General features: G+C 66.5%; 13 protein-coding genes. 10 read left to right on the top strand and 3 right to left on the bottom strand.

All coding sequences use genetic code 11. From position 1 onward, the window contains the following. Positions 1–187 precede the first annotated feature (187 nt). Both ACT86A_RS17665 and ACT86A_RS17660 read left to right on the top strand, forming a co-directional pair. The gene (locus tag ACT86A_RS17665) at positions 188–3,088 is read left to right on the top strand and encodes a UPF0182 family protein (protein ID WP_445093245.1); all 2,901 of its coding nucleotides are present in this window, start codon (positions 188–190) and stop codon (positions 3,086–3,088) included. Between the two features lie 246 nt (positions 3,089–3,334). Then, a complete protein-coding gene (locus tag ACT86A_RS17660) occupies positions 3,335–10,789 on the top strand; it encodes a non-ribosomal peptide synthetase (protein ID WP_445093244.1) in 7,455 nt (2,484 codons plus the stop codon). Positions 10,790–10,879: 90 nt separating this feature from the next. Here the strand turns inward: ACT86A_RS17660 and ACT86A_RS17655 are convergent, their stop codons facing one another. Both ACT86A_RS17655 and ACT86A_RS17650 read right to left on the bottom strand, forming a co-directional pair. Next, positions 10,880–12,439 (bottom strand): serine hydrolase, encoded by a 1,560-nt coding sequence (locus ACT86A_RS17655; protein WP_445093337.1) that lies wholly within the window; start codon positions 12,437–12,439, stop codon positions 10,880–10,882. Between the two features lie 318 nt (positions 12,440–12,757). Next, a complete protein-coding gene (locus tag ACT86A_RS17650; protein ID WP_445093243.1) occupies positions 12,758–14,479 on the bottom strand; it encodes a GMC oxidoreductase in 1,722 nt (573 codons plus the stop codon). A gap of 180 nt (positions 14,480–14,659) precedes the next feature. On the opposite strand from ACT86A_RS17650, the gene ACT86A_RS17645 reads away from it, so the two are divergent. From ACT86A_RS17645 to ACT86A_RS17625, 5 genes are all read left to right on the top strand, one after another. After that, positions 14,660–15,358: a TetR/AcrR family transcriptional regulator gene (locus ACT86A_RS17645; RefSeq protein WP_445093242.1), complete on the top strand. Its 699-nt coding sequence runs from the start codon at positions 14,660–14,662 to the stop codon at positions 15,356–15,358. 221 nt (positions 15,359–15,579) lie between these two features. Beyond that, positions 15,580–16,515 (top strand): NAD(P)H-dependent flavin oxidoreductase, encoded by a 936-nt coding sequence (locus ACT86A_RS17640; protein ID WP_445093336.1) that lies wholly within the window; start codon positions 15,580–15,582, stop codon positions 16,513–16,515. 570 nt (positions 16,516–17,085) lie between these two features. Continuing rightward, a complete protein-coding gene (locus ACT86A_RS17635; RefSeq protein WP_445093241.1) occupies positions 17,086–17,568 on the top strand; it encodes a nitroreductase family deazaflavin-dependent oxidoreductase in 483 nt (160 codons plus the stop codon). 89 nt (positions 17,569–17,657) lie between these two features. Beyond that, positions 17,658–18,317 carry a transcriptional repressor LexA gene (gene lexA, locus ACT86A_RS17630; RefSeq protein ID WP_445093240.1) on the top strand — a complete coding sequence of 220 codons (660 nt, stop codon included), beginning with the start codon at positions 17,658–17,660 and terminating at the stop codon, positions 18,315–18,317. A gap of 219 nt (positions 18,318–18,536) precedes the next feature. Continuing rightward, positions 18,537–19,553, top strand: a complete 1,017-nt coding sequence (locus ACT86A_RS17625) for an ABC transporter substrate-binding protein (protein WP_445093239.1) — start codon at positions 18,537–18,539, stop codon at positions 19,551–19,553. 88 nt (positions 19,554–19,641) lie between these two features. On the opposite strand, the gene ACT86A_RS17620 is transcribed toward ACT86A_RS17625, so the two are convergent. Next, the gene (locus tag ACT86A_RS17620) at positions 19,642–20,832 is read right to left on the bottom strand and encodes an MFS transporter (protein WP_445093335.1); all 1,191 of its coding nucleotides are present in this window, start codon (positions 20,830–20,832) and stop codon (positions 19,642–19,644) included. A gap of 654 nt (positions 20,833–21,486) precedes the next feature. Between ACT86A_RS17620 and ACT86A_RS17615 the strand changes: the two genes are divergently transcribed. From ACT86A_RS17615 to ACT86A_RS17605, 3 genes are all read left to right on the top strand, one after another. Next, positions 21,487–22,713, top strand: coding sequence for a benzoate/H(+) symporter BenE family transporter (locus ACT86A_RS17615; RefSeq protein ID WP_445093238.1), 1,227 nt, complete (start codon positions 21,487–21,489; stop codon positions 22,711–22,713). A 699-nt stretch (positions 22,714–23,412) separates the two neighbouring features. Next, on the top strand, positions 23,413–25,008 hold the full coding sequence (locus ACT86A_RS17610; RefSeq protein ID WP_445093237.1) for an FAD-dependent oxidoreductase: 1,596 nt from the start codon (positions 23,413–23,415) through the stop codon (positions 25,006–25,008). Continuing rightward, positions 25,005–25,346 carry a 4Fe-4S dicluster domain-containing protein gene (locus ACT86A_RS17605; RefSeq protein ID WP_445093236.1) on the top strand — a complete coding sequence of 114 codons (342 nt, stop codon included), beginning with the start codon at positions 25,005–25,007 and terminating at the stop codon, positions 25,344–25,346. Before ACT86A_RS17610 ends, ACT86A_RS17605 begins: the two co-directional genes overlap by 4 nt. Positions 25,347–25,379 lie beyond the last annotated feature (33 nt).

Below are 25,379 nucleotides of genomic sequence, written 5' to 3'. Positions count from 1 at the left end.
CGGCGAGAGCCCCGGTGTGCTATGCCGTGACGACTGAGGAACGGACCCGGGGTGACTGAATGCGGACACCTTCGTCCTGGTCGGCGCGCGGTTGGCCATGCTCGCGCAGCTCCCTCGGTAGGATCGGGGCTGAATCGTCCGCGTCGGCTGTCTCGGGTTCGGCCCGAGCCGGCCACGGGAGTGGGAGATGAGCGCACGCGACGGCCCTGGCCTGCGGCGGTTGCATCGCAGCACTCGAGTGCTGGTGATCGCCGCCACGGCGTTCGTCGTCGCGTTGCTGACGATTCCCCGGCTGATCAGCGCCTATATCAGCTGGCTGTGGTTCGGTGAAGTCGGATTCCGCGGTGTCTGGCGCACGGTGCTGTTCACGCGCCTGTCGTTGTTCATCGTTGTCGCGTTGTTCATCGGTGGCGTTCTTTTCGCGGTGATGTGGCTCGCGTTCCGGTTCCGTCCCGTCTTCCTGCCCGAATCCGGGGAAGAAGACAGCCTCCGGCCGTATCGAGCGATGGTGATCCGGTGGCCGTTGCGGTTCGGGGTGGGCATCGCCGCCGCGGTGGGGCTCCTCTGCGGCCTCATCGGACAGTCCAGTTGGATGACCGTCCAACTGTTCATCCACGGCGGGTCCTTCGGCGTGTCGGATCCCGAATTCGGGCTCGATATCGGGTTCTTCGTCTTCGATCTGCCCTTTTACCGCTTCGTCGTGAACTGGCTGTTCGTCGCCACCGTCCTGGCGTTCTTCGCCGGCCTGTCGGTGCACTACCTGCTCGGGGGCATTCGGCTGTCCGCGGACTCAGCCGGTGTGACCCACGCGGCCCGCGTCCAGCTCGTGGTGATCGCCGGTACGTTCATCGCTGTGAAGGCGGCCGCCTACTGGCTCGATCGGTACGCCCTGCTCTCCAGCCGCCGTAAGGAACCCACCTTCGCCGGCGCCGGATATACCGACATCAACGCAGTCCTTCCGGCTCGGCTCATTCTGTTCGCGATCGCGGTGATCTGCGCGATCGCGTTCTTCGCCGCCGTCGTCATCCGGGACCTGCGCATCCCCGCGATGGCCGCCGCGCTTCTGCTGCTGTCGTCGATCCTGGTCGGGGCCGTCTGGCCACTCGCCGTAGAGCAGCTCTCGGTCCGCCCGAACGCGGCCGACATGGAGCGGGCCTACATCGAGCGCAACATCTCAGCTACTCGCCAGGCATACGGGATCGGCAGCGACCGGGTCGCATACCAGGCATATCCCGGAGTCGGCACCAAGCCGCCCACCGAAGTCGCGGCGGACACGACCACAATCGCCGACGCCCGCCTGCTCGACCCGAATGTGCTCTCCCGAACGTTCACCCAGCAGCAACAGTTGAAGAACTTCTACAGCTTCCCCGCCCATCTGGACCTGGACCGCTACCGCATCGGCGGGGAACTGCGCGACTATGTGGTCGCGGCCCGAGAACTGACTCCGAGCGCGCTCAGCGGCAACCAGCGCCACTGGGTCAATCGGCACACCGTCTACACGCACGGAAACGGGTTCGTCGCCGCACCGGCCAACCGGGTCAACGCCGCGGTCCGCGAGGCTGCTGACGCGGCCGCCAGCGGCAACAGCGGGTACCCGATCTACACGGTCAGTGACATCGCCTCGCAAGGCTCGGGACACCAGGTGATCCCGGTGGATCAGCCCCGCGTCTACTACGGCGAAGTGATCGCCCAGGCCGAACCGGACTATGCCATCGTCGGCGGCGGTGCCGAACCCCGCGAGTACGACACCGACACCACCAAGTACACCTACCACGGCGCTGGTGGCGTACCGATCGGGAGCTGGCCCGATCGCCTTGCCTTCGCCGCAAAGTACACCGAGCGCAACATTATTTTCTCCAAGGCGATCGGTCCCGGATCGAAGATCATCTTCAATCGGGATCCGCGCCATCGCGTGGAACTCGTCGCGCCGTGGTTGACGACCGACAACAATCCCTACCCGGCGGTGGTGGGCGGTCGGATCGTCTGGATTGTCGATGCCTACACGACCATCGACGGCTATCCGTATGCCAAGCGCGGCTCGCTCGGAGCCCAGGCGCCGGACAGCGACACCGACTCGCCCCGGCAGATCTCCTATGCGCGGAATTCGATCAAGGCCACCGTCGACGCGTACGACGGCACGGTCACCCTCTACCAGGTGGATCGGCAGGACCCGGTGCTGGCGGCGTGGATGAAGGTGTTTCCCGGCACGGTCGAACCCGAGGAGTCGATCTCCGCCGAACTGCGGGCTCATTTCCGCTACCCGGAGGACCTGTTCACGACCCAGCGCGAGATGCTCGCCAAATACCATGTGGATGAGCCGCGCGAGTTCTTCACCACCAATGCTTTCTGGTCGGTGCCCAGCGACCCGACCGTCGACACCAACCCGCACCAACCTCCGTTCTACGTCCTGGTCGGCGACCAGGGCACCGCTGCGCCGTCGTTCCGGCTGGCCAGCGCGATGGTCGGGTACAACAGGGAATTTCTCTCCGCCTATGTCTGGGCCGACTCGGACCCCGAGAACTACGGCAAGATCAGCGTCTTGCAGCTGCCCACCGACACCCTCACCCAGGGGCCGCAGCAGATCCAGAACTCGATGATCTCCGACACCAGGGTGGCGTCCGAGCGAACCCTGCTCGAGCGTTCGAACCGGATCCAGTACGGCAACCTGCTCACCCTGCCGATCGCCGACGGTGGCGTGCTCTACGTCGAGCCCCTCTTTACCGAGCGGATCTCGACGACGCCGAACGCATCGACGTTTCCGCAGCTGGCGCGGATGCTCGTCAGCTACCGCGACCCGGGCACCGGCGGAGTCCTCGTCGGCTACGCCCCGACCCTCGCCGAGGCGCTCGAACAAGTGTTCGGCGGCGGTACCGGCCGACTGGCGACCGCACCGGGTGGCGGCCCCGGGGCGCCGCCACCACCTGGCCAACAGCCGTTACCACCACCGGTGGCAGCGCCGCCCGCGGTCGCGCCGCCAGCTGTGGATCAGGCGAGGATCGCCGAACTCAACGCGCAGATCGATGCCATCCGTGCGGCCCTGGACCGTCTCCAGCAGCAACTGGCCGACCTCGAACGCTCCGGTCGGTGACCCTTCGTGTCCACGGTCGGCGGCGCGGGGGAACCGTCACCGGGCTTCCGGAAATGTCCTTGGTCACAAGCACTGTTGGTGGCCGACCGGATAGGGTACCCCCCTGCCCTCGGTACGCGGGTGCATCGGTCGTTCGCTATATTTCGACAGCACGCTTGGGTCATGGGTTCACGCATTTGAGGCACTGCTTCTGGCTCCATAGCCAGAGCGGACAGTGATCAAATCAGAAAGTGAATCTGCCACCGTATGACCTCGACACGCCGTTCCGCTCGTCGCGCACGTCCCGCACGAGCACGGAGTCTCCTGTTCCCCCAGTTGTTGACTGCCGCGGTCGACACCGCGTTCGACTCGGCGGCGCTGCGGTACAACCCGTCCGGTGATCCCGCTGATCAGCGTGAGCTCACCTACCGGGAACTGGATGAGGCGTCGTCGCGGCTGGCGCGGTACCTGATCGGGTACGGCGTCGGGCCGGGGGACTTCGTTGCGGTCGCTGTCACCCGTTCGGTGGAGTCGGTGCTGGCGGTGTGGGCGGTGGCGAAGACGGGGGCGACGTACGTGCCGGTCGACCCGGGCTATCCGGCCGATCGCATCGCGCACATGGTCTCGGACTGCGGCGCTGCGTTGGGTGTGACCACCTCGGCGCATCGGGCGGGGCTGCCCGGCTCGGGCGTGGAGTGGATCGAACTCGATGCGCCCGCCCATCGGGAGCGGATCGCCGCGGAAGCGGCGCATTCGGTGTCGTATCTGGACCGGCTGCGTCCGTTGAGTGAGCAGCATGTGGCGTATGTGATCTATACCTCGGGGTCGACGGGCCGGCCGAAGGGCGTCGCGGTTACCCACGCGGGTTTGGCGGGTTTGGTGGAGCATGAGCTCGCTGTTCGGGGGGTGAATCGGCGGTCGCGGGTCACGCATCTGTGTTCACCGAGTTTCGATTTCTCGGTGATCGAGCTGTTGCTGGCGTTTTCGGCGGGTGCGACGTTGGTGGTGGCGCCGCCGCGGGTGTTCGGTGGGGTGGAGTTGGCCGATCTGTTGCGGCGGGAGCGGGTGACGCATCTGTGCATTACGCCGGGTGCGTTGGAGTCGTTGGACCCGGCTGGGCTCGACGACCTCGAAGCGATCCTGTGCGGTGGTGAGCGAGTAGGTCCGGAGTTGGTGGCGCGGTGGGCGAGCGGGCGGTCGTTCTTCATCGTGTACGGGCCGACCGAGACCACGATCTTCGCCACCACCACCGAAGCGTTGTCAAGGGACGGCGCGACGCATATCGGGACTCCGGTTCCCGGTGTGGGTATCCATGTGCTGGACGCGCGATTGCGGGTGGTGCCGCCCGAGGTGGTCGGTGAGTTGTATCTGTCCGGCCCCGCGCTGGCCGAGGGTTACCTAGAGCGCCCTGGGCTGAGTGCGGAGCGGTTCGTCGCCAACCCGTTCGCCGGGGCTGCTGGTATTTCGGGCGCACGCATGTATCGCACCGGTGATCTGGTGCGGCGGACCCGGGGCGGGGTGCTGGAGTATCACGGTCGGGTGGATTTTCAGGTGAAGATCCGTGGTCTGCGGATCGAGCTCGACGAGATCGACAACGCGTTGACCGCGCATCCGGATGTCGACTACGCCGCGACACTCGGCGTGACGCTGCCTTCCGGGGTCGAAGCCTTGGTGTCGTATGTGCTGCCGCGCGTCGAGTCCATGACCGACGCCGGCGGTCGAGTTGTGCTGGATACCACCGAGCTCACCAAGTTCCTCGCGAAAACCCTACCGGCGTATATGATTCCGGCCGCGATCACAGTACTCGACGAGTTGCCACTGACGCCGGTGGGCAAACTGGATCGTGCGGCGTTGCCGGAGCCGGTGCTCACCGCGCGGGAGTTCCGCGCGCCCCGCACGCCGACCGAACGATTGGTCGCGGATACCTTCGCGGCGCTGTTGCTGCCGCAAGGCGGCGACGATGCCGGCCGGGTCGGCGCGGACGACGATTTCTTCGAGCTCGGCGGCAATTCGCTGATCGCCACGCAGGCCGTCGCCCGGCTGGGTACGGCGTTGTGTGTGCGGGTGCCGGTGGCGTTGTTGTTCGAGGCGTCGGTGGTGGCGAGGCTGGCCGAGCGCCTGAGCGAATTGACGGAGGCGCCTGTTGCGGCGCCGCGTCCGATGCCGCGGCCACAGCGGGTGCCGTTGTCGTACGCCCAGCAACGGATGTGGTTCCTGAATCGGTTCGACCCGGCGAGCGCGAGCAACAATATCCCGCTCGCGGTGCGGCTCAGCGGGGAACTGGATGTCGCCGCGCTGCGCAGGGCGATCCACGACCTGGTGCAGCGGCACGAGGTGCTGCGCACCAGTTATCCGGAGCACGACGGCGCGGGTAGTCAGCTCGTGCACGCGGTTTCGGAGCCCGGTGCGGTGCCGGAGCTGCCGGTGTCGGAGGTCACGGAAGCGGAACTTCCCGAGCACACCGTGGCGGTGGTGGGTGCGGGTTTCGATGTCACGGTGGCGCCACCGGTCCGGTTGCGCTTGTTGCGGGTCAACGAGACCGAGCATGTGTTGGTGTGCGTGGTGCACCACATCGCCGCCGACGGCTCCTCGATGGGGCCGTTGACTGCGGATCTGATGGCGGCGTATTCGGCGCGAGCGGCCGGCGCGGCTCCGGTGTGGGAGCCGCTGCCGTTGCAGTATGCGGACTACACCTTGTGGCAGCGGGATGTGCTCGGTGCGGAGGCAGACCCGGAATCGATTCTGGCTCGTCAGATCGGGTTCTGGCGCGACCGGCTGGCCGATGTGCCGGAGAAGCTGGATTTGCCGGCGGATCGGCCGCGTCCGGCGGTGTTCTCCGGTCGCGGCGCGTCGTATGAGTTCAAGATCGACGCGCCGGTGCACGCGGCGTTGAATCGGTTGGCGCAGCGGCACGACGCCACCTTGTTCATGGTGACGCATGCGGCGTTCGCGGTGTTGCTGGCGCGGTTGTCCAACACGACCGATATCACTGTGGGTACCCCGGTGGCGGGCCGCGGCGATGCGGCGTTGGCGGGGTTGATCGGCATGTTCGTCAATACCCTCGCATTGCGCACCGAGGTCGACCCCGCGCAGACGTTCGTGGCGTTGCTCGATCAGGTGCGTGGCCAGGATGTGTCGGCGTTCGGGCAGGTCGAGGTACCGTTCGAACGGCTGGTGGAACTACTGGATCCGGTGCGGTCGAGTGCGCATCACCCGTTGTTCCAGGTGATGCTGACCTTCCAGAACTTCGCCCCGTCGACCCTGGAACTGCCCTCGCTGAACGTCTCCGCACTCGACTTCACGGTGCCGGTGGCGAAGTTCGACCTCGAGCTGACCATGGTGCCGCACGAGGATGAGCGCACCCCGCTGGGGATCGCAGCAGCGCTCACCTACTCGACCGACCTGTTCGATGAGGCCACAATCGCCGCATTCGCGCAGCGACTGTGCCGAATCCTGACTGTCGTCGCCGAGTCACCGCAGCTGGCGGTAGGGGAGATCGAGCTACTGGATGCGGCCGAACGCGCCGAAATCCTGGTCGACTGGAACCGGACCCGCCACCCGGTCACCACCGGGCTGCTACTGGACGGGTACGGCCGCGCCGTAGCTGAGCATCCCGATGCGGTCGCGGTCGTGTATGGAGACCAGCAGCTGACTTACCGTGAATTCGATACGCGGGTCAATCAGCTCGCGCGGGTACTGATCGAGCAGGGGGTCGGTGCGGAGTCGCTGGTGGGGTTGGCGTTTCGACGGTCGCTGGACCTGGTGGTCGGTATGTATGCCATCCTCACCGCCGGCGGGGCCTATGTGCCGTTGGACCCCGATCACCCCGCCGAGCGGATCGCGCACGTTCTGGACATTGCCCACCCGATCTGTGTGCTGACGACGACCGCCGATGCGGTGCCGATGCCGGAGCACATCGCGACGCTGTGTGTGGACACTCTCGATATGGCACCACGGTCAGGTGCGCCGGTCCGCGCAGAGGAACTGCGGCGCCCTGTGCGGCCGGAGCATTTGGCGTATGTGATCTTCACGTCCGGTTCCACGGGCCGTCCGAAGGGTGTCGCGATCTCGCACGCGGCGATCGACAACCAGATCGAGTGGATGCTCGCGCAGTACCCGATGGGGCCGGGGGAGGTGTATCTGCAGAAAACCGCGACCACCTTCGATGTTTCGTTGTGGGGCTATTTCATGCCGCTGCGCTCGGGTGCGAAACTCGTTCTCGCCGATCACGACGGGCACCGCGATCCGACGTATCTCGCCGCCGCCATTGCCGCGCATGCGGTGACGATGACGGATTTCGTCCCGACGATGTTGGGCGAATTCGCCGCGCACATACCCGCCGGAAGTGTCGCGAGTCTGCGGGATCTGTTCGTGATCGGGGAGGCACTGGCGCCGGATACGGTGCGTGCGGTGCGCGCGGTCACCGATGCACGGGTGCACAACCTGTATGGACCGACCGAGGCCGCGGTATCGGTGACCTATTGGCCGGCTGGAGCCGGTGTGGGGCCGACGGTGCCGATCGGTCGGCCGCAGTGGAATACCCAGGTGTATGTGTTGGATTCGCGGTTGCGGCCGGTGCCCGCCGGAGTGGCCGGTGAGCTGTATCTGGCGGGTGACCAATTGGCCCGCGGCTACGTGCGCCAGACCGCGCAGACCGCGGGGCGGTTCGTAGCCAACCCGTTCGACCGCGGGACCAGGATGTATCGCACCGGTGACCTGGTGATCTGGCGTGCACCCGACGCCGAACGGCCGCAGCGGCTGGAGTACGTGGGGCGCACCGATTTCCAGGTGAAATTCCGCGGCCAACGCATCGAGCTCGGCGAGATCGAAACCGCTCTGCTCACCCACACCTCGGTCAGCCAAGCCGCCGCGGCGGTGATCGCCTCCGCGCTGGGGGAACAGTTGGCCGCCTATGTCGTCGCGCACCCCGGACACGCGCTCGACTCGCGTGAACTGCTGCATGCGCTGGCCGCGGTTCTGCCGTCGTACATGGTCCCCGCCGCGGTGGTTGTCCTGCCGGAATTGCCGTTGAATACCAGCGGCAAACTGGACCGCCGGGCCCTGCCGGAGCCGGTGTTCGAGACAGCCGAGTACCGCCCCACCCGAACCCCCGCCGAACATGCCGTCGCCCGGGTGTTCGCCGACCTTCTCGGTGTGGATCGAGTGGGTGCCGAGGACGAGTTCTTCGCCCTCGGCGGCAATTCGCTGCTGGCGACCAGGGCCGTCGCCCGCGTCAACGAGACATTGAACTCGCGGGTCACCGTCCGGGACCTGTTCGAGGCGCCCCGGGTCTCGGCGCTGGCCGCTCGAGTGGTTCCTGGCGGGGTGCCTGCCCGCCCGGCACTCGCCCGATCGGCACGTCCGGACCGCGTCCCGTTGTCGCTGGCACAGCAACGGATGTGGGTGCTCAACCGCATCGATCCGGACTCCGCGGCCTACAACATGCCCTTCGCGCTGCGGCTGACCGGAACCCTGGACATCCCCGCGTTGCGCCTGGCGGTCGTCGATGTACTGGAACGTCACGAGGTGCTGCGCACTCGTTACCCGGCCGATCTCGACGGCATCCCGCATCAGGAGATCCTGTCGACCGACGCGGTGCTGCCCGACGGCCTGGTGGTCGACCAGGACACCGCCGATGCCGCGGTCATGGTGGCCGGGCTGATGTCCACCGGTTTCGACGTCACCGGCGCCGTACCGGTCCGGTTGCGGCTGTTCAGTTCCGGTGACGAGCATTTGTTCGTGCTTGTGGTGCACCATATTTCGGCCGACGGGGTATCGCTCGCGCCACTGGCCCGGGACTTGGTGACCGCCTACCTCGCCCGCGTCGGCGGCGATGCGCCGGACTGGTCGCCGCTGCCGGTGCAATACGCCGACTTCGCCCTTTGGCAGCACGCCGTTATCGGCTCGGAGGACGACCCGTCTTCCCTTGCGGCACAGCAACTGTCGTACTGGCGCAACCAGTTGGCTCAGCTGCCCGGGGCACTGGAGCTACCGGCGGACCGTCCGCACCCGGCCACGCCATCGACCCGGGGCGCATCGACGGCGATCACCATCCCGGCGCTCGTCCACGATCAGCTGACCCGAATCGCGCGCGACCACAAGGCGACGTTGTTCATGGTTGCCCACGCCGCTCTTGCCGCGCTACTGGGCCGGCTGTCCGGCGGGACCGATATCGTGATCGGTACCCCCATCGCCGGTCGAGGCGAACGAGCACTCGATGACCTGGTCGGAATGTTCGTCAACACGCTCGCGCTGCGCGTCGAGGTCGATCCCACGGCCACATTCCACGATGTGGTCGATCGCTCCAGGGAAACCGCTCTTTCGGCATTCGCCAACGCTGACATACCTTTCGAACGCGTCGTGGAGGAAGCCGGTCGCGCGGCGGCCGATCCGCTCATCCGTGTGATGCTGTCGTTCCAGGACCTCGAACAGCCCACGCTGGAGCTGCCGGAACTCACCGTCACCGCGCTGGACACCGGCGAGGTCACCGCCAAATTCGACCTGCAGGTGATCATCGAGCCACGACTCGCTGCCGATGGCTCGCCCGGCGACGTGGTCGTCGTATTCGCCTATGCCACCGACCTTTTCAACGATTCGACGGTGCGTGCCTTTGCCTCCCGATTCGAGCGCATCCTCAGCGCGGCGGCGGCCGACCCGTCGATGGCGGTGTGGGACATCGACATACTGGACGCGCAAGAGGCCCAGCGCGCGCTGACCGCCGGGTCGATCGCCGACGCCCCGCAACCGTCGGAGCCGGTCACCGTCGCATTGCTGCCGGATCTGCTGGCTGCCGCCGTGGAGGAGAACCCGGACGGTATCGCGGTGGTCACGGCCGACGAGTCCGAATCACTGGACGAGCTGGAATACGCCGAACTCGACGACCGGTCCACCCGCTTGGCGCGGATGCTGATTGCCCGCGGTATCGGGCCCGAAGACCTGGTGGCGGTGGGTATTCCCCGATCGCTCGAGTCGGTGCTCGCGGTGTGGGCCATCGTGAAGACCGGGGCGGGTTTCGTACCGGTCGACCCGCAATCCACCCGCGACCGGATCACGCACATCGTGTCGGATTCGGGACCGGTGGTCGGCCTGACCGTCGACGCGGTGCGCGCGGATCTGCCCGGCGAGGTCGAGTGGCTGGTCATCGACACCGACGAGTTCGCCCAGGGCCTCGATCGTCAGCCCACCGACCCGGTCACCGACCACGAACGGACTCGCCCGCTGCGTCCGCAGGACCCGGCCTACGTCCGCTACCCTTCCGACTCCACGGGTGCGCCGGAGGGGGTGATGGTCACCCACGCGGGTTTGCCGAATTTCTGCGCGGAGCAGCGCGAACGCTATCGCGTGACGAGTGGTTCGCGCACGCTGCATTTCGCGTCACCGTCCTCCGACGCGTCGGTCCTGGAGTTGCTGCTGGCGGTCGGCGGCGCGGCGACCATGGTGGTGGTCGCGCCGACCGTGTGCGAGGGAGCCGAATTGACCGCGCTGCTGCGGCGCGAGCGAGTGACCCACGCGTTCGTCCCGCCCGCCGTGCTGGCCACCATGGACCCGGCCGGACTCGACCGGCTTCGGGTGGTGATCGTCGGTGGCGGCGAAACCTGCCCGCCGGAGCTGCTGCAACGTTGGATACAGCCGATCTCCGGGAGACGGACCCGCGAGTTCTACCGCGGGTTCGGGCCCTCCGAGACCACGACCACGAGCAGTATCAGCGAGCCGCTGTCCTGAGCCGCCCGTGCCGATCGCTACGGCGTGGAATTGCCCATGCCGGCCGTCGATGAGGCACCGCGCTTCGACGGACCTGGCGGCGGCTGACCGTTACCTGCGAGTGAAGACGCCGAGCCGGTCGGCGTCGTAGTACTCGAGCGTGAGCTGGTTGCCGTCGAAGCTCGCTTGGGAAACCGTGCCCCGGTTGGCGTTCTCGCCGAGCGGGGTGAAGACGAAGGTGTCGCCGCTCCAATGTCTCAGTGGGAAGGTCATGTTCTTCGGCCCCAAGGTGAGGGTGAGGGAATTGTCGGTGACGCCGACCGTCGCTGGTCCGTAGTAGGCGTTGTCGTAGCTGCCCGCGTAATTCGGCATCGGTTGGGCCGCCACGGGATCGGATGGCGGCTGTTTGCCGCTGAGTGCGCCGGTCGGCGCACTCAGCGGTTGGAATGCCTTCCGGTACAACGTACGCCAGTCCTGTTGGATCTTTCCGAATTGGACCAGGTCGGTGAACTCGGCATTCAGTGTTTCGGGCACACCGACAGGTGCCGCGTTGGTCAATGTCACGATGCCGACGTCGGCGGACGGGATCAGCGTGAACGCGGTGCCCGCGCCGAGGCTGAACGCCCCGGAATGACCGAGGAGTACCCGCCCTGCGGCCGAGTCGCTCACGGTGAAGCCGAATCCGTAGAACCCGGCGCGTGCGTCCAGCGTTTTCGGTGGCGCCGATACCACCTGCGGCGAGACGGCGGGCAGCAGATCTTCCGGCGGTACGAGCACCGAGCTACCCACGGAACCATTCCCAAGCACCATCGTCATCCACTTGGCCAGGTCGGCGACCGATGAACTGACCCCGCCCGCCGGCGACTGCGCGTCCGGCCGGCGTGGCGGGTCGGCCACCGCGTACGCATCGTCGACCAGCACGTGCCCCTCGGCGCGGTTGGCGCGGGTGGTGAAGTCGGCGTAGCGCGAACTGGTCGAGTCCATGCCGAGCGGACCATAGAGGGTCTGCTCCGACAACGACTCCCAGTCGGTGCCCGCGGTGGATGCCACCGCAACGGCCGCCGCGGTCACGCCGAAATTGGTGTACTCGTAGGAATTCCGGAAGGGGCCCAACGGCAGCAGCCGCAGCCGGTCGAGTACCTGCTGACGGTCATAGCCGAGGTCTTCCAGCAGGTCACCCGCGTGGTCTGGCAGCCCGGAGCGGTGCGCGTACAGATCGCCGATCGTGGCGTGCTCGGTGACGTACGGATCGGCGAGCGCGAACGACGGCAGCAACGTGTGCACCGGGGTGTCCCACTCGACGCCACCGGCGGCGATCCGGCGGGCGACGACGGTCGCTCCGATCGGCTTGGACACTGACGCGAGCTGAAAGACCGTATCCGGGTCCACTTTCTCCTTGGTGACGATATTACGGACGCCGAATCCCTTGCTGTACACCACTTTCCCGCGATGTACCACCGCAACCGCCATGCCGGGGATCCTGGCGGAGGTGAGCAGCCCTTCGGCGAGTTCATCGAGTTCGGCCACCGCGTCGTCGATCCGGCCGTCCGGAATCGGCACACCGGCGACCTGGTTGGGCATCACCGCGGAGCCGGATGGCGTACCGAGACGAGGCGGGCTCGATGCGTCGTCGTCGCATCCCGTCACGACGAGAACGATCGCGGTCGCCATCGTCAGGGGGCCGAGCAGGGCACGCCGTAGTTTGCTCACAGATCGCCTCCTGGTTTTTTGCCTATAAAAGACCAGTTAAAGGCTAGTTGAGCAGAGTTTGCTACGCGGACGGTTATGGTATCTCGGTCCGGCGGAAACAAGCGTCGCCAGGTTGGCTGGACGGCACGTTGCGCGTCCGGTCGCCGGGCCCTGCGGTACCCGCAGTGTGCGGATCAGATCCTCGAGCGCCAGGTGCCGCAGGGCGAACTCGACCGCCGCTATACCTGGGTCGCACAAGCGCGTCGCGATTCGCGCGAAGGGCGAACATCCGTGCCGCGCCTAACCGGCAGCCGGCGCCTCCCGAATTTCGACTATCGGAAGCACCAGCGCCGCAGGTGAACTCGCCGGCACCATCGGGTTGACCGGCGCGACCGGCGCGATCCGCCGATATCCGGTGCCCACCGGAGGCCGCAGGTCCGCTTCGCCCTTGTTCGGCCAATATGCTGCCGCGCGCTCAGCCTGCGCGGTAATGGTCAGCGAGGGGTTCACGCCCAGGTTCGCCGAGACCGCCGCACCGTCCACCACGCTCAGGGTCGGGTAGCCGTACACGCGGTGATAGCCGTCGATCACGCCGTGTGCGGCGTCGGCGCCGATCACCGCGCCGCCGAGGAAATGGGCGGTGAGCGGGATATTGACGACTTCGCCCCAACTGCCGCCCGGGATTCCGCCGATTTTCTCGGCGACGCGGCGGGTCACGTCGTTGCCGACGGGAATCCAGGTCGGGTTGGGCTCTCCGTGCCCCTGCTTGCTGGTGAGTTTGCGGCCGAACAAACCACGTTTGGTGTAGGTGGTGATCGAATTGTCCAGATGCTGCATGACCAGCGAGATGATCGTGCGTTCGCTCCAGTTCTCGGTGCTCAGGAAGCTGAGTAGGTCCATCGGGTGCCGCAGCACCATGCCGAGGAACCGTAGCCAGCGCGGGATTCGGCCGCCGCCGTCGACCATGAGCGTCTGTAGCAGGCCCATGGAGTTCGACCCCTTCCCGTAGCGGACCGGCTCGATGTGGGTGTCGGGGGTGGGGTGGATCGAGGAGGTGATCGCGACGCCCTCGGTGAAGTCGACGCCGGGAGTGACCTTCTTGGTGGCCGCGCCGACGATCGACTCGGAATTGGTGCGGGTCAGCACGCCAAGCCGATCCGACAGATTCGGCAACACACCTTGGTCGCGCATCGCGAACAGCAACTTCTGGGTGCCGCGCGTTCCGGCGGCGAGCACCACATGGGCCGCGGTGCGGGTCTGCGGGTTCTTCCGCGTCCACGCGCCGGTGCGGACGGTGGAGACGTCCCAGGTCCCGTCGGGGTGCGGCCGGATCGCGGTGACCGTCGTCATCGCAATCACCTCGGCCCCGGCCTTTTCGGCAAGATACAGGTAGTTCTTGACGAGGGTGTTCTTCGCGCCGTACTTGCAGCCCACCATACAGTCGCCACATTCGACGCACCCGGTGCGTTCGGGGCCGACGCCGCCGAAATACGGATCGGGGACAGTCTTGCCCGGCTCACCGAAGAACACGCCCACCGGCGTCTGCACGAACGTGTCGCCGACGCCCATATCGTCGGCGACGGCTTTGAAGACCTCATCGGCAGGCGTCATGTGTGGGTTGCGCACCACGCCGAGCATCTGCTGCGCCCGCTCGTAGTACGGGGTCAGCTCCTCGCGCCAGTCGGTGATGCCGCGCCACTGGGAGTCCTGGAAGAACGGCTCCGGCGGCACGTACAAGGTGTTCGCGTAGTTCAACGAGCCGCCGCCGACACCGGCGCCGCCGAGGATGAGGACGTTGCGCAGCGGATGGATGCGCTGGATGCCGTAGCAGCCCAGTGCGGGCGCCCAGAGGAACTTCTTCAGCTCCCAGCTGGTCTTGGGCAGCTCGTCGTCGGCGAAGCGCCGGCCCGCCTCGAGCAGGCCGACGTGGTATCCCTTCTCCACCAGCCGCAGCGCGGTGACGCTGCCGCCGAACCCCGAACCGATGACCAGTACGTCGAAATCGGTCGTCCGCTGGTCCATGTGGAACTCCTCATCGTGTGGCCAGTGACAGGGCTAACACTACTCCCGAGTAAGTAACGGTTCGCAAGTCGACGAGACTGTCGATCGGGCGCGAACGGGCCTTTTACGCTGGGAACGCCATGGTGGAGCATTGCTCTCGATAGTTGACATATGCTCTTTATAGCGAGCATTGTTTCTGTTATGCCGACAACACCCCGCGCCCGCGCGAGGGCGCAGACCATGAACGACATCGTCCGGATCGGACGGGAACATCTGGCGACCGACGGCGCCGCCGCGCTCTCGTTGCGCGCCGTGGCGCGCGACCTCGGCGTAGTTTCCTCGGCTGTCTACCGGTACGTCCGCAGCCGTGACGAATTGCTCACCCTGCTCGTAGTGGACGGCTACAACGCGCTCGGCGACGCGGTGGACGCCGCACTGGCCGGCGCGACGGAAGATCCGATCGACCGGCTGCGCGTCCTCGGCCGCACCGTGCGCGGCTGGGCGCTGGCCGAACCGGCTCGCTACGGCTTGCTGTTCGGCACGCCGGTGCCCGGCTACGACGCGCCCGCCGCCGAGACGATCGCGCCGGGGACGCGGGTGATCGCCACCATGCAAACCCTGTTCGCGGGCGCCTTGGAGGCGGGCAAGCTCGCGGCGCCCACCCGCGAGCCGCGGGTATCCGCTCCGCTGGCGGGCAGTTTCGCGCGGATCCGGGACGAGTTCCGGCTCGACCTGCCCGACTGGTTGCTGGTTCGCGGCGTGACGTTCTGGGTCGGCCTGTTCGGCGCGGTGAGCGCGGACGTTTTCGATATGTACGGTGCCGAGACTTTCGCCGACCGCGACGAATTGTTCGAACACCAGCTAGACGCGCTGCTGGACATGGTCGGATATCGCGGCTGACCCGAAGCGGGTGGGGAGTCCCCGAACGATCGCCGTACCGACACGTCCGTACGACAAGGACGCGCATGCCGACCGAGTCCATGACCGGGTTGGCGTATCGGTGACCGGGGTCCGGGCGCGATCCCGGGCTAAGCTGTCCTGCGATGGAACGCGTGATGGCAGCCGAGAAACGACGTCCTCCCGCGCGCGGCCCGCGTGCGCCGCTCGCCTGGGCACACCGGATGGGCGCGCGGATTCCACTGGTCAATGCCCCGATGGGCGCAGTCGCGGGCGGACGGCTCGCCGCGGCGGTGACGTCCGCGGGCGGCCTCGGCATGATCGGGATGGGCAGCGCCGGATCGGTCCGAGCGCTCGAACGGGAACTGCCGTATGTCCGTGACCTCGACGGCCCGTTCGGCATAGGCCTGGTCGACTGGGTGGTCGCCGCGGAGCCGGAATTGTTGGACGTCGCGATCGCGGCTCGGCCCACATTGATCTCCGTGAGCTTCGGCTGCGAGCTGGACTGGGTCACCCGGGTCACAGACGCGGGGATACTCGCGGCCACTCAGGTGTACAGCGCGCAGGACGCGCGGCGGGCGGAAGATGCCGGTGTCGGTGTCCTCGTGGCGCGCGGCGTCGAAGGCGGTGGTCATGGCGCGGTGACCTCGACTTTGCTGCCGCTGCTGGACTCGGTGCTGAACGTCACGTCGGTTCCGGTGCTCGCGGCAGGCGGGATCGGTGGGTCCGCGGACTTGGCGGCCGTGCTCCGCGCCGGCGCCAGCGGCGCGTGGCTGGGTACTTGTCTGGCGGCCTGCGAGGAATCCCTGCTGTCGGAGGCGGGTCGGCAGACGCTGCTCGCCGCGCGCGCCGAGGACACCATCCTGACCCGTGCCTATGACGTCGGGATGGAGTTGCCCTGGCCCGCACGCTTTCCCGCACGAGTGCTCCGGACCGAGTTCACCGATCGGTGGAGCGGGCGGGAGGACGAGCTCGCCGCGGATCTGTCTGCCCGGACAGCCTTGGCCGCGGCGATCGCAGCGGACGACCCCGCGGTGGCGCCGATCGACGCCGGGCAAGGCGTCGGTCTGGTCACCACCGTGGAGCCGGCCGTGCGAGTGCTCCAGCGGCTTTGGTCGGGCACGACCGCACACCTCGCGGACGGACCGACCGGGGGCTGAGCGTTTTCAGTTGCCGCCGCTGTGGTGGTTGCCGAGGAAATGGATCAGATCGGGATCGGCGGAGGTCAACCGGTCGACGTCGGCACCACCGGTGCCCGGGAAGGCGCAGGGGACTGGTGAGGACCAGTATTCAACTGGTCTGTATTCCCCGGATCACCGTCCAACGGGACGGTGGGTGCCGCAGCGGGGGACCGGTAACTGGTCGATTGTCCGTTTTCGGCGAAGTGGGGGAAGGGGAGGGGTACGGACATGGACATCTCACGAGGAGAGTGGGAGAGCCGCTGCTTCGGAGCAAGGCGGGCGGTACAGCATTTCCGAAAAGGGCCGTCATTCACCTCGATCGCGATATCGCATGTGGTTACGTAGATATGCGCATTTAAAAATGTATTCGATCCATACTAAATCCACGAATCTCACGAACCGCAAACCAACAAGGACGGGGAGGAGCAGGGCGCTGTAGCGCGCACTGTGCAGCCTGGGACCGTGAGGTGGCGGATGCCGCTTATGAGATGGGCCCTCGGTTCAGGCTGATCGATTCATCCGGTACCGGGGCCGTGTGAGGATTCGACGATGGTCTCGAATCCGTTGCCTCAGTTGGCTCGGTGGCTCGCCCAGCGGCGCTGGGTGATGCACTGGGCGCCGGTCGTGTTGCGGGTGGAGCGGCTGATTCGCGGGGGCAGTGGCGGTCGGGTGGGCGTGCTCGATCTTGCGGGGTTGCCTTCGATCGAAGTCACCGTGGCGGGTCGCAGGACCGGAATTCCGCGCACCACCTCGCTACTGTATGTTCCGCATGACGGGGACGTCATCGTTCTCGGTTCGAATTGGGGAAGTCCCGAACATCCTGCATGGTCGGCGAATCTGCGTGCCGCCGAGTCAGCCTCGGTCCGGTGCAAAGGCGAACAGTTCCAGGTCGCGATCCGCGAGATCACGGGTGCGGAGCGCGAGCGTTTCTGGGATCTCGCGGTCGAGTTCTGGCCTGGCTACACAATGGAATACGAACTCTCCGGCGGTCGTGAGTTCCGCATTTTCGAACTGCGTCGCTGCCTGACATAACTGGCGGACCGAAACCGTGGCGGTCGGGTGGCAGTGGTGCGCGAGGTTGCCGGCGCGGATCGTCGGTCCACCCCTTTACCATTCCCCAGGTGACCGGATTCGACCAGTTCGACTCGTTCGAGCATCTCGACACCTCGACATTGCCGCCGCGACAGCAGCTGATTCTCGCCACGATTCGAGAGTGGGTGGTGCGGTACGGATATCCGCCGAGCACGCGGGAGATCGGCGACGCGGTGGGTCTGCGGTCCGCATCGTCGGTGTCCAAGCACCTGAAAAGCTTGGAGGAGCGTGGTTTTCTGCGGCGTGGGCGGAGCATGTCGCGTCCGATCGACGTACGGATGTTCGTACCGGGGCCGGCGCAGCGGGAGCCGGCGGATTCGGTCGCGGTTGCGGTAATCGGCGATATCGCGGCGGGAGTGCCGATCGTGGCCGAGGAGCATGCCGAGAACGTGCTGGCGTTGCCGCGCGAACTCGTCGGGCGCGGAACGGTGTTCGGACTGCGAGTGCGGGGTGATTCGATGATCGACGCGGCCATCTGCGACGGGGACATCGTGGTGATCCGCAAACAGCACGACGCGCACTCCGGTGAGATCGTCGCGGCGATGATCGATGGCGAGGCGACCGTGAAGGTGTATCGGCGGCGCAACGGGCATGTGTACTTGGAGCCGCGCAACCCGGTTTACGAGGCTATCAACGGCGATGCGGCGGTCGTACTCGGGAAGGTTGTTTCGGTGATGAGGCGCGTCTGACCTCGCCGAACGGGTATCGCGGGCGGTGCAGGGACCCTGGCGAATCTCGCCACGGCATGGTGTGCGTCGCGAATGGTCAGCGGGTGGTCGGGACACCGGCGAGGGCGAGATTTCGAATCTCACCGAAGACAAATATTTACGTTGATCAGCGATTGCTCAAAGATCGCTGCACTGCGACGCGCTGCTGCGTCGCTGGTGTAGCGAAGGAGAGTTACGAGCGTGAGAGCGCACAGCAGGTTTCTGATAGGCGCGATTGTCGCCACGACGGCGGCGATGCTCCTGACCGCATGTGGAGGAGGGAAAGTCCGTACGTCGGGCGGCGTGCCGGTCCTGCGTTACCAGGGCTGGCCCTCTCAGGTCATCATCCCCGAGCTGGCCGAAGAACTGGGCTTCTTCGACGGCAAAGTGAAGCTCGAATGGCAGGGCAACACCATCAGCGGCCCCCAGGACATTCAATCGGCGGCAACGGGCCAAGTCGACTTCGGCGGCGCTTTCGGCGGCGCGGTGGCCAAACTCGCGCAGAGCGGAGCCCCGATCACGGCGGTGGTGAACTACTACGGTGCCGATGATAAGACGTTCACCGGGTTCTATGTACCCGAGAACAGCGCGATCAAGACACCGAAAGATTTGCTGGACAAGAAGATCGGCGTGAATACGCTCGGTGGTCAGGCTGAGGCCGACATTCACACCGCGTTGAAGAGGGTCGGTCTCACCGATCAGCAGATCAAGTCGGTTCAGCTGGTGGCTCTGCCTCCACCGAACACCGAGGATGCCCTGCGGCGTGGGCAGATCGACGTCGCCGGCTTGAGCGGACAGTTCCAGCAGCGTGCGCTCGCGAACGGCGGACTCCGTCCGGTGTTCACCGATTACGAGCAGTTCGGTCCGTTCAACGGCGGTCAGTACATCTTCCGGAACGACTTCATCGCCAAGAACCCCGATACCGTCCGAGCGTTCGTCGACGGGGTTGCGAAGGCGATCGAATGGCAGAAGACGACGCCGCGTGAGCAGGTCATCGCGAAGTTCACCGCGATCATCGACAAGCGCAAGCGTTCAGGCGAGGACGCTTCGTCCGTGAAGTACTGGCTGTCGGTAGGCGTGCCGGCTGCCTATGGCCAGATCGTCGACGGGGACTTCGTGCGCTGGGAGGATTGGTTGCGCGACACCGGAGCGATCACCGGTTCCCTCGAACCGTCGAAGTTCTACAGCAACAAGTACAACTCGCAGGCGTCGAAGTAGCGGATGCGGAGGATCGGGCTGCCCGGCGCGGCGGGCAGCCCGATCCGTTCGCCTGGCCCTCCGTCGAGCATCATGTCGAGCCTTGCTTTTAGTCGATCTTTCTCGGCCATGGGATGAACACCGGGATGTATCGGGCCATCACCCCGGCGCCGAGCGCCGACACCCCTCCGATGGTCAGGATCGCGACGGCCAGTGGGCCGATCGCCGCCAGTCCGCTGATGGCCAACGGTCCTACGAAGAAGCCGCCGTCATGGGTGAGCCGCCACGCGGCGAGGAACTCGGCACGGCTGACGTCGGGTGCGATGTCGGCGCCGATGGTCATGATCACGCCGTTGCCGATCCCGTTTCCGATGCCCATGACGATCGCGACCACACTCAGCGTGAGCGCCGAGTCGGTCAGCGGCACCGTGAGATAGGCGACGGCCAGGATGGCCAGCGAGGGCACGGCGATGAACCGCCGGCCGTATCGGTCCATCAAATGGCCCGCAGGGTAGGCGCACACTACATCCAGTCCCGCGCCGACGCCGAATATCAGACTCGCGGTCGCGGCGCTGACGCCGAGATGATCGGCCCAGAGCGGTAGCACGGCCTCCCGCGACGCACGCCCGACGCCCATCAGCAACGACCCGGCGCCCAGCGTCAGCAACAGGTGACGGTGGGCTCGTGCGACTGCGATCAAGGACAGCGGTGGTCGCGGTGTCGCCGCCTCCGCTGTCGGTGGATCCGGCAGTCGGGCCATCAGCCATCCGGCGAGCACGATGGCGATCAGCTGGACGGCGAATCCGCCACGCGTGCCGAAACCGGTGATGGCGGCTGCCCCGAGAAACGGGCCGACGAAAAACCCCAGTCGCATGGCTCCGCCGAAAAGCGACATTGCCCGCGCTCTGCGCTCGAACGGGACCACCTCGGATAAATAGCTCATCCGGGCCAGTCCCCAGACCGCATTCGACAATCCGACGATTATCAGACCTGCGCCCAGGATCGGTACGGTAGGGGCGAACAAGCACAACAGCACGCCGATCAATCCCGCGGTGCTCGCGGCGATGATCGATATCCGTTCGCCGAGCCGGGCGACGACCTGGCCCGCGGGAATGTCGCCGAGTATCTGCCCGAGTCCGACGAAGGCGACGGTGAGGCCCGCGACAGCCGGTGACGCGCCGAGATCGAGTGCGGTGAGTGCCATGACGGGCGCTGCCGCTCCCATGCCGATTCCGTATGCCGCCGCGGGCACGTAGACGGTGAACAGCAGTGGCCGCAACGAGGTGAATTCAGCCGGCATCTCGTCTTGCCGGTAAACAGTCACGGGGCAACTCGGTTATTCGGGAAAGAAATCACGTTATATCGTGGATTACGCGGCGAATTCATCGAAACCAGACCCGAAAATAGTCGTCGGCAAGAATTTCACAGCCTCACAGATCGGATGATGGGACCATTTCGCGTCACTGTACGGATATCGCCCCCGGTTCCGTACGGTACGAATCGAGTTGATTTTAATCAGGATCGCGGGTACGCCCGCGGCGAGGAAATGCGCATTCCGTTGATGAGCCGAGGAGACCGCTGCGGCCATCCGGTTTCGACCGGAACCCGCGCGATCAGCGCGTCCAGTGGCTGATCGCCGCCGGTTGTCGGTGCGGCACGGCCGATATCGAGGATTTGCTCCAGGCTGCGGGCATGCTGGGTCAGCACTAGGCATTTGCCTGGTGTGATGGCGGAGTCCGGCTGACATCGTGAAGCCCTGTCGGACACAGCCAGTCCCCGAAGGAATTCATGACCGAGATAGTCGACCGATTCTTCATCGCCGGCGCCGCGAGTGCCGCAGGCTCAGCCACCCTCATCGGTGTGGTTGTGGTCGCGTGCGCGGGCGCAGCGGTGCCTGTCGGCACGGCCGCTCGGGGCAGTACGGGAGACCGCTGTGGTGAGTGACCGGACGGTCATGCGGGCAGAGGGTACTCGGGTCGAGTCGTGGCGTCCGGAGCAGCCGGTGCCGTCCCCGCGACAGGTCCTGCGTGATCTCACGCCGCGCACGGCCGCGAATGGGCTGATCGCGATCACCTTCTCCTGCACCGGACCGCTGGCGGTGATCGTCACCGCGGCACAGCGTGGAGGTCTCACCGCCGGGCAACTTGCCTCCTGGATCCTGGGCGCGTTCTTCCTCAACGGATTGCTGACCGTGGTCGCCTCATGGACATATCGGCGTCCGATGGCATTCATGTGGACTATCCCGGGCACTGTTCTCGTGGGTGACGCGCTCACGCATCTGCCCTGGGCGCAGGTCGTCGGAGCATATTTCGTGACCGCCGCGCTGATTCTGGTCCTCGGTGTGTCGGGTGTTGTCTCCCGGGTGATGGCCCTGCTTCCCACGCCGGTGGTCATGGCGATGGTTGCCGGGGTCTTCGTGCAGTTCGGTGTCGGTCTGGTCGACTCGGTCACCAAGGCGGCCGTGATCGCCGTACCGATGATCGCGGTTTTCGTGTTGCTTTCCTGCGCCACACGCATCGGCGCGATCATCCCGCCGGTGCTAGGTGCACTGGTTGTCGGTGCTGCGGCGGTGGTCCTCACCGGCGATTTCACTCCCGTCGCCACCGGCCTCAGTCCAGTGGTCGCGCCAGTGTTCACCACCCCGGAATTCAGCGTTCCCGCACTGACCGAGCTCGTTGTGCCGCTGGCGGTCACGGTGGTGGTGGTACAGAACGGGCAAGGGATCGTGGTGCTCGAGGCCGCGGGTCATCGGGTGCCGATCACTGCGGCCACCGCCGCCTGCGGGATATGGTCGGCGCTCAACGCCGCGGTGGGCGCGGTGTCGACCTGCCTGACCGGTCCCAGCAACGCGCTGCTCACGGCGTCTGGGAAGCGAGAGCATCAGTACACCGCCGGGATCTGCTGCGGTGTATTGGCCATGGCGGTAGGGCTTTTCGCCGGCGTTTCGGTCGGTGTGGTGCTGGCCCTGCCCGTCGTCTTCGTCGCCGCGTTGGCGGGGCTGGCGATGATCGCCGCACTCAGAGGCGCGTTTGTGGCAGGGTTCTCCGGTGTGGCGAGCACCGGTGCGCTCGTGGCCTTTCTCGTGACCATCGCGGGACACAATTTCGGCGGAATCAGCGCGGCGTTCTGGGGCCTCGTGACCGGAGTGGTGATCGCGCGTCTGGTCGATAAGGAAGTGTGATCACCGGCGCCGCGGTGATCGCGACCGCTGAGAGCTCCAGTCCTCGGCGACGAAACCGGTAGGTACGTGCTACCGCACTGGGCGATTTCATTCGGTGGTCGGGACGAGGGTGTTTCGGGGCGAGGAACTCGTGGACGCCCTCGACGCCGCCGAACGGGGCTGGCGGCATTGACGGCATAGCCGCACTTATTCAATCGTGGTCGTAACCGCGGCGACGAGTTGGCGGCGCGGACGCTCGACGCGAGCTGCGCGGACGCGCTGCCCGCTCTCGCCGCGCGGCTCGGCGGAACCGGTGTTCCGGCAACAGCTCAGCGCGAGGTGCCGGCTATGGCCGAACCCACCGAGCGCCTCTGATCGAACGCTGTGTACCACACCCAACCCGGACCGCTCGGCAAATTTCCTGCCCGGCTGAGGACGCGGTGCTGCCGGCGGATATCTCGCCTGGTGAAGACGGGGAAGCGCCGCGCATCGTGCGGCGGGCATCGGTTCAGGATCGTAGTGATTGCAATCGTTCTGTGAACGGATCACGCGCCTTACTGTTTCCGGCAGTACTTCTCGTGTGAGGACCATGTCCGATGACATTGCAGCTGGATCCGGTTGGGCTGGGCTTCCTGTGGTCGACCCCGAATTCTCCGCACTCCGCCGCCGGCTGCTGCTCGCACTCGGCGTGAATCCCGAAGTACCGACAGGAGTAGACATATGAGCGAACCGTTGCAGATCAGCACGGATGTCTTGGTGATCGGCGGCGGGCCGGCCGCCTGCTGGGCCGCGATCCATGCTCGCGAGGCCGGTGCCGAGGTGACGTTGGTGGACAAGGGCTACTGCGGCACCAGTGGCGCCACCGCCCCTTCCGGAACCGGCGTGTGGTACGTCGCGCCGGAGGAGACCGCGCGGGCGAACGCGAAAGCCAGCCGGGAAGCCCTGGGCGGGCATTTGGCCGATCACTACTGGATGGACCGGGTGCTCGAGCAGACCTACACGAACATGAATCGTCTTGCGGTGGAGGGGCGGTACCCGTTCCCGGTGGACCCGAACACCGGCGAGCAGATTCGCACCGGTGTGCAAGGTCCGGAGTACATGCGCCGCATGCGTGCGTGGGTGAAGCGGGTCGGTGTGCGCATTCTCGATCACTCTCCCGCGTTGGAATTGCTGGTCGATGACGATGGTGTGGTGCGCGGCGCTGCGGGCTATCAGCGCCAAGCCGGCCGCGACTACCGTATCGCCGCCGGTGCGGTGGTCCTCGCGAGCGGCGGCTGTGCGTTCCTGTCGCGGGCGCTGGGCACCAATGTGGACACCGGTGATGGCGCGTTGATGGCGGCTGAAGTCGGTGCGCGTTTCTCCGGCATGGAGTTCTCCAACGCGTACGCGATCGTGCCGAAGGGGTCGACTATCACGAAGACCGCCTACTACGGCTACGCGACGTTCTTCCATGAAGACGGGCGGGTGCTCGAGGGTGCGGGGTCGACCAAGGGGCGTTCGGTGATCGCGCGAACACTGTTGCGGGAGAAGGTGTTCGCGCAGCTCGACCGCGCCGACGCCACCGTCGCGGCGCAGATGCGGCTCGGGCAGCCGAACTTCTTCCTGCAGTTCGACCGGCGCGGTATCGATCCGTTCACCGACCGGTTCGAGGTGGATATGCTGGCCGAGGGTACCGTTCGGGGAACCGGCGGTATCGACGTGGTCGATGACGACTGTGCCACTACGGTTTCCGGCCTGTACGCCGCGGGTGACGCGGCGACCCGTGAGCGGATCTGCGGCGGATTCACCGGCGGCGGCAGCCACAACTCGGCGTGGGCGATGTCGTCGGGCAGTTGGGCCGGTCGTGGCGCGGCGGTCTTCGCGCTGGGGTCGGCGCGCGCCCGCGATTGCGTGCTCCATGGCGCCGGGCGGACCGGTTTGCGTCCGGAGACCTCGGAATCGGTCCGGGCGGAGGATGTTCTAGCGGCCGCGCGCGAGGAGTTGATTCCGTTCGAGAAGAACTTCCTGCGACATGGTGACCGCATCCGGCCCGCGCTCGCGACGCTGGACAGCGTGTGGGATCTGGCCACCCGTGGCCTCGGCGGCGGCACCGGAGCCGAGCGGGTCCGTGCGCGGGAGGCCGCCGCGATCACTGCCGTGGGCCGGTTGATGTATCGGTCGACGCTGGCACGCACCGAGACGCGCGGCATGAGCAAGCGCGCCGATCATCCGGATCTGGACCCCGAGCAGCATCACCACGTCCTGTCCGGCGGGCTCGACGCGGTGTGGACCGCGACGGCCACGGCGGCCGGCAGCACTGTGGCGGTGGCCCGATGATCGAGATCCTGCGCGCGGGTGACTGCATCGGCTGCGACAAGTGCGTGGACGTGTGCCCGACGAACGTCTTCGACCGCGGCGAGGGTGGTATCCCGGTCATCGCACGGCAATCCGATTGCCAGACCTGCTTCATGTGCGAGGCGTATTGCCCCACGGACGCGCTGTACGTCGATCCCGCGGCGACGCCGCTGGCCGATCACGAGACGGTCCGTGCCGACCACATCGGTCGCTACCGCAAGGAGATCGGATGGGGTCGAGGACGCAAACCCGGCAGCCTCGTGGCAGTGGGTCCCATCCTCACACATAGCGCGCCGCCGCCTCGTTTGTCCGAGCTCTGAACCACGAAAGCGAGTCATCCGCATTCTTCGGCA

The organism is Nocardia glycosmidis (assembly GCF_052545115.1).
The sequence above is the reverse complement of the archived record's forward strand: the minus strand, read 5'-3'. Positions and strand labels throughout refer to the sequence as shown.

Coding starts and splice junctions, on each gene's coding strand:
- ACT86A_RS17665 (WP_445093245.1), top strand. CDS start 188: ATGAGCGCACGCGACGGCCCTGGCCTGCGGCGGTTGCATCGCAGCACT.
- ACT86A_RS17660 (WP_445093244.1), top strand. CDS start 3,335: ATGACCTCGACACGCCGTTCCGCTCGTCGCGCACGTCCCGCACGAGCA.
- ACT86A_RS17655 (WP_445093337.1), bottom strand. CDS start 12,439: ATGGCGACCGCGATCGTTCTCGTCGTGACGGGATGCGACGACGACGCA.
- ACT86A_RS17650 (WP_445093243.1), bottom strand. CDS start 14,479: ATGGACCAGCGGACGACCGATTTCGACGTACTGGTCATCGGTTCGGGG.
- ACT86A_RS17645 (WP_445093242.1), top strand. CDS start 14,660: ATGCCGACAACACCCCGCGCCCGCGCGAGGGCGCAGACCATGAACGAC.
- ACT86A_RS17640 (WP_445093336.1), top strand. CDS start 15,580: ATGGGCGCGCGGATTCCACTGGTCAATGCCCCGATGGGCGCAGTCGCG.
- ACT86A_RS17635 (WP_445093241.1), top strand. CDS start 17,086: ATGGTCTCGAATCCGTTGCCTCAGTTGGCTCGGTGGCTCGCCCAGCGG.
- ACT86A_RS17620 (WP_445093335.1), bottom strand. CDS start 20,832: ATGCCGGCTGAATTCACCTCGTTGCGGCCACTGCTGTTCACCGTCTAC.
- ACT86A_RS17615 (WP_445093238.1), top strand. CDS start 21,487: ATGCGGGCAGAGGGTACTCGGGTCGAGTCGTGGCGTCCGGAGCAGCCG.
- ACT86A_RS17610 (WP_445093237.1), top strand. CDS start 23,413: ATGAGCGAACCGTTGCAGATCAGCACGGATGTCTTGGTGATCGGCGGC.
- ACT86A_RS17605 (WP_445093236.1), top strand. CDS start 25,005: ATGATCGAGATCCTGCGCGCGGGTGACTGCATCGGCTGCGACAAGTGC.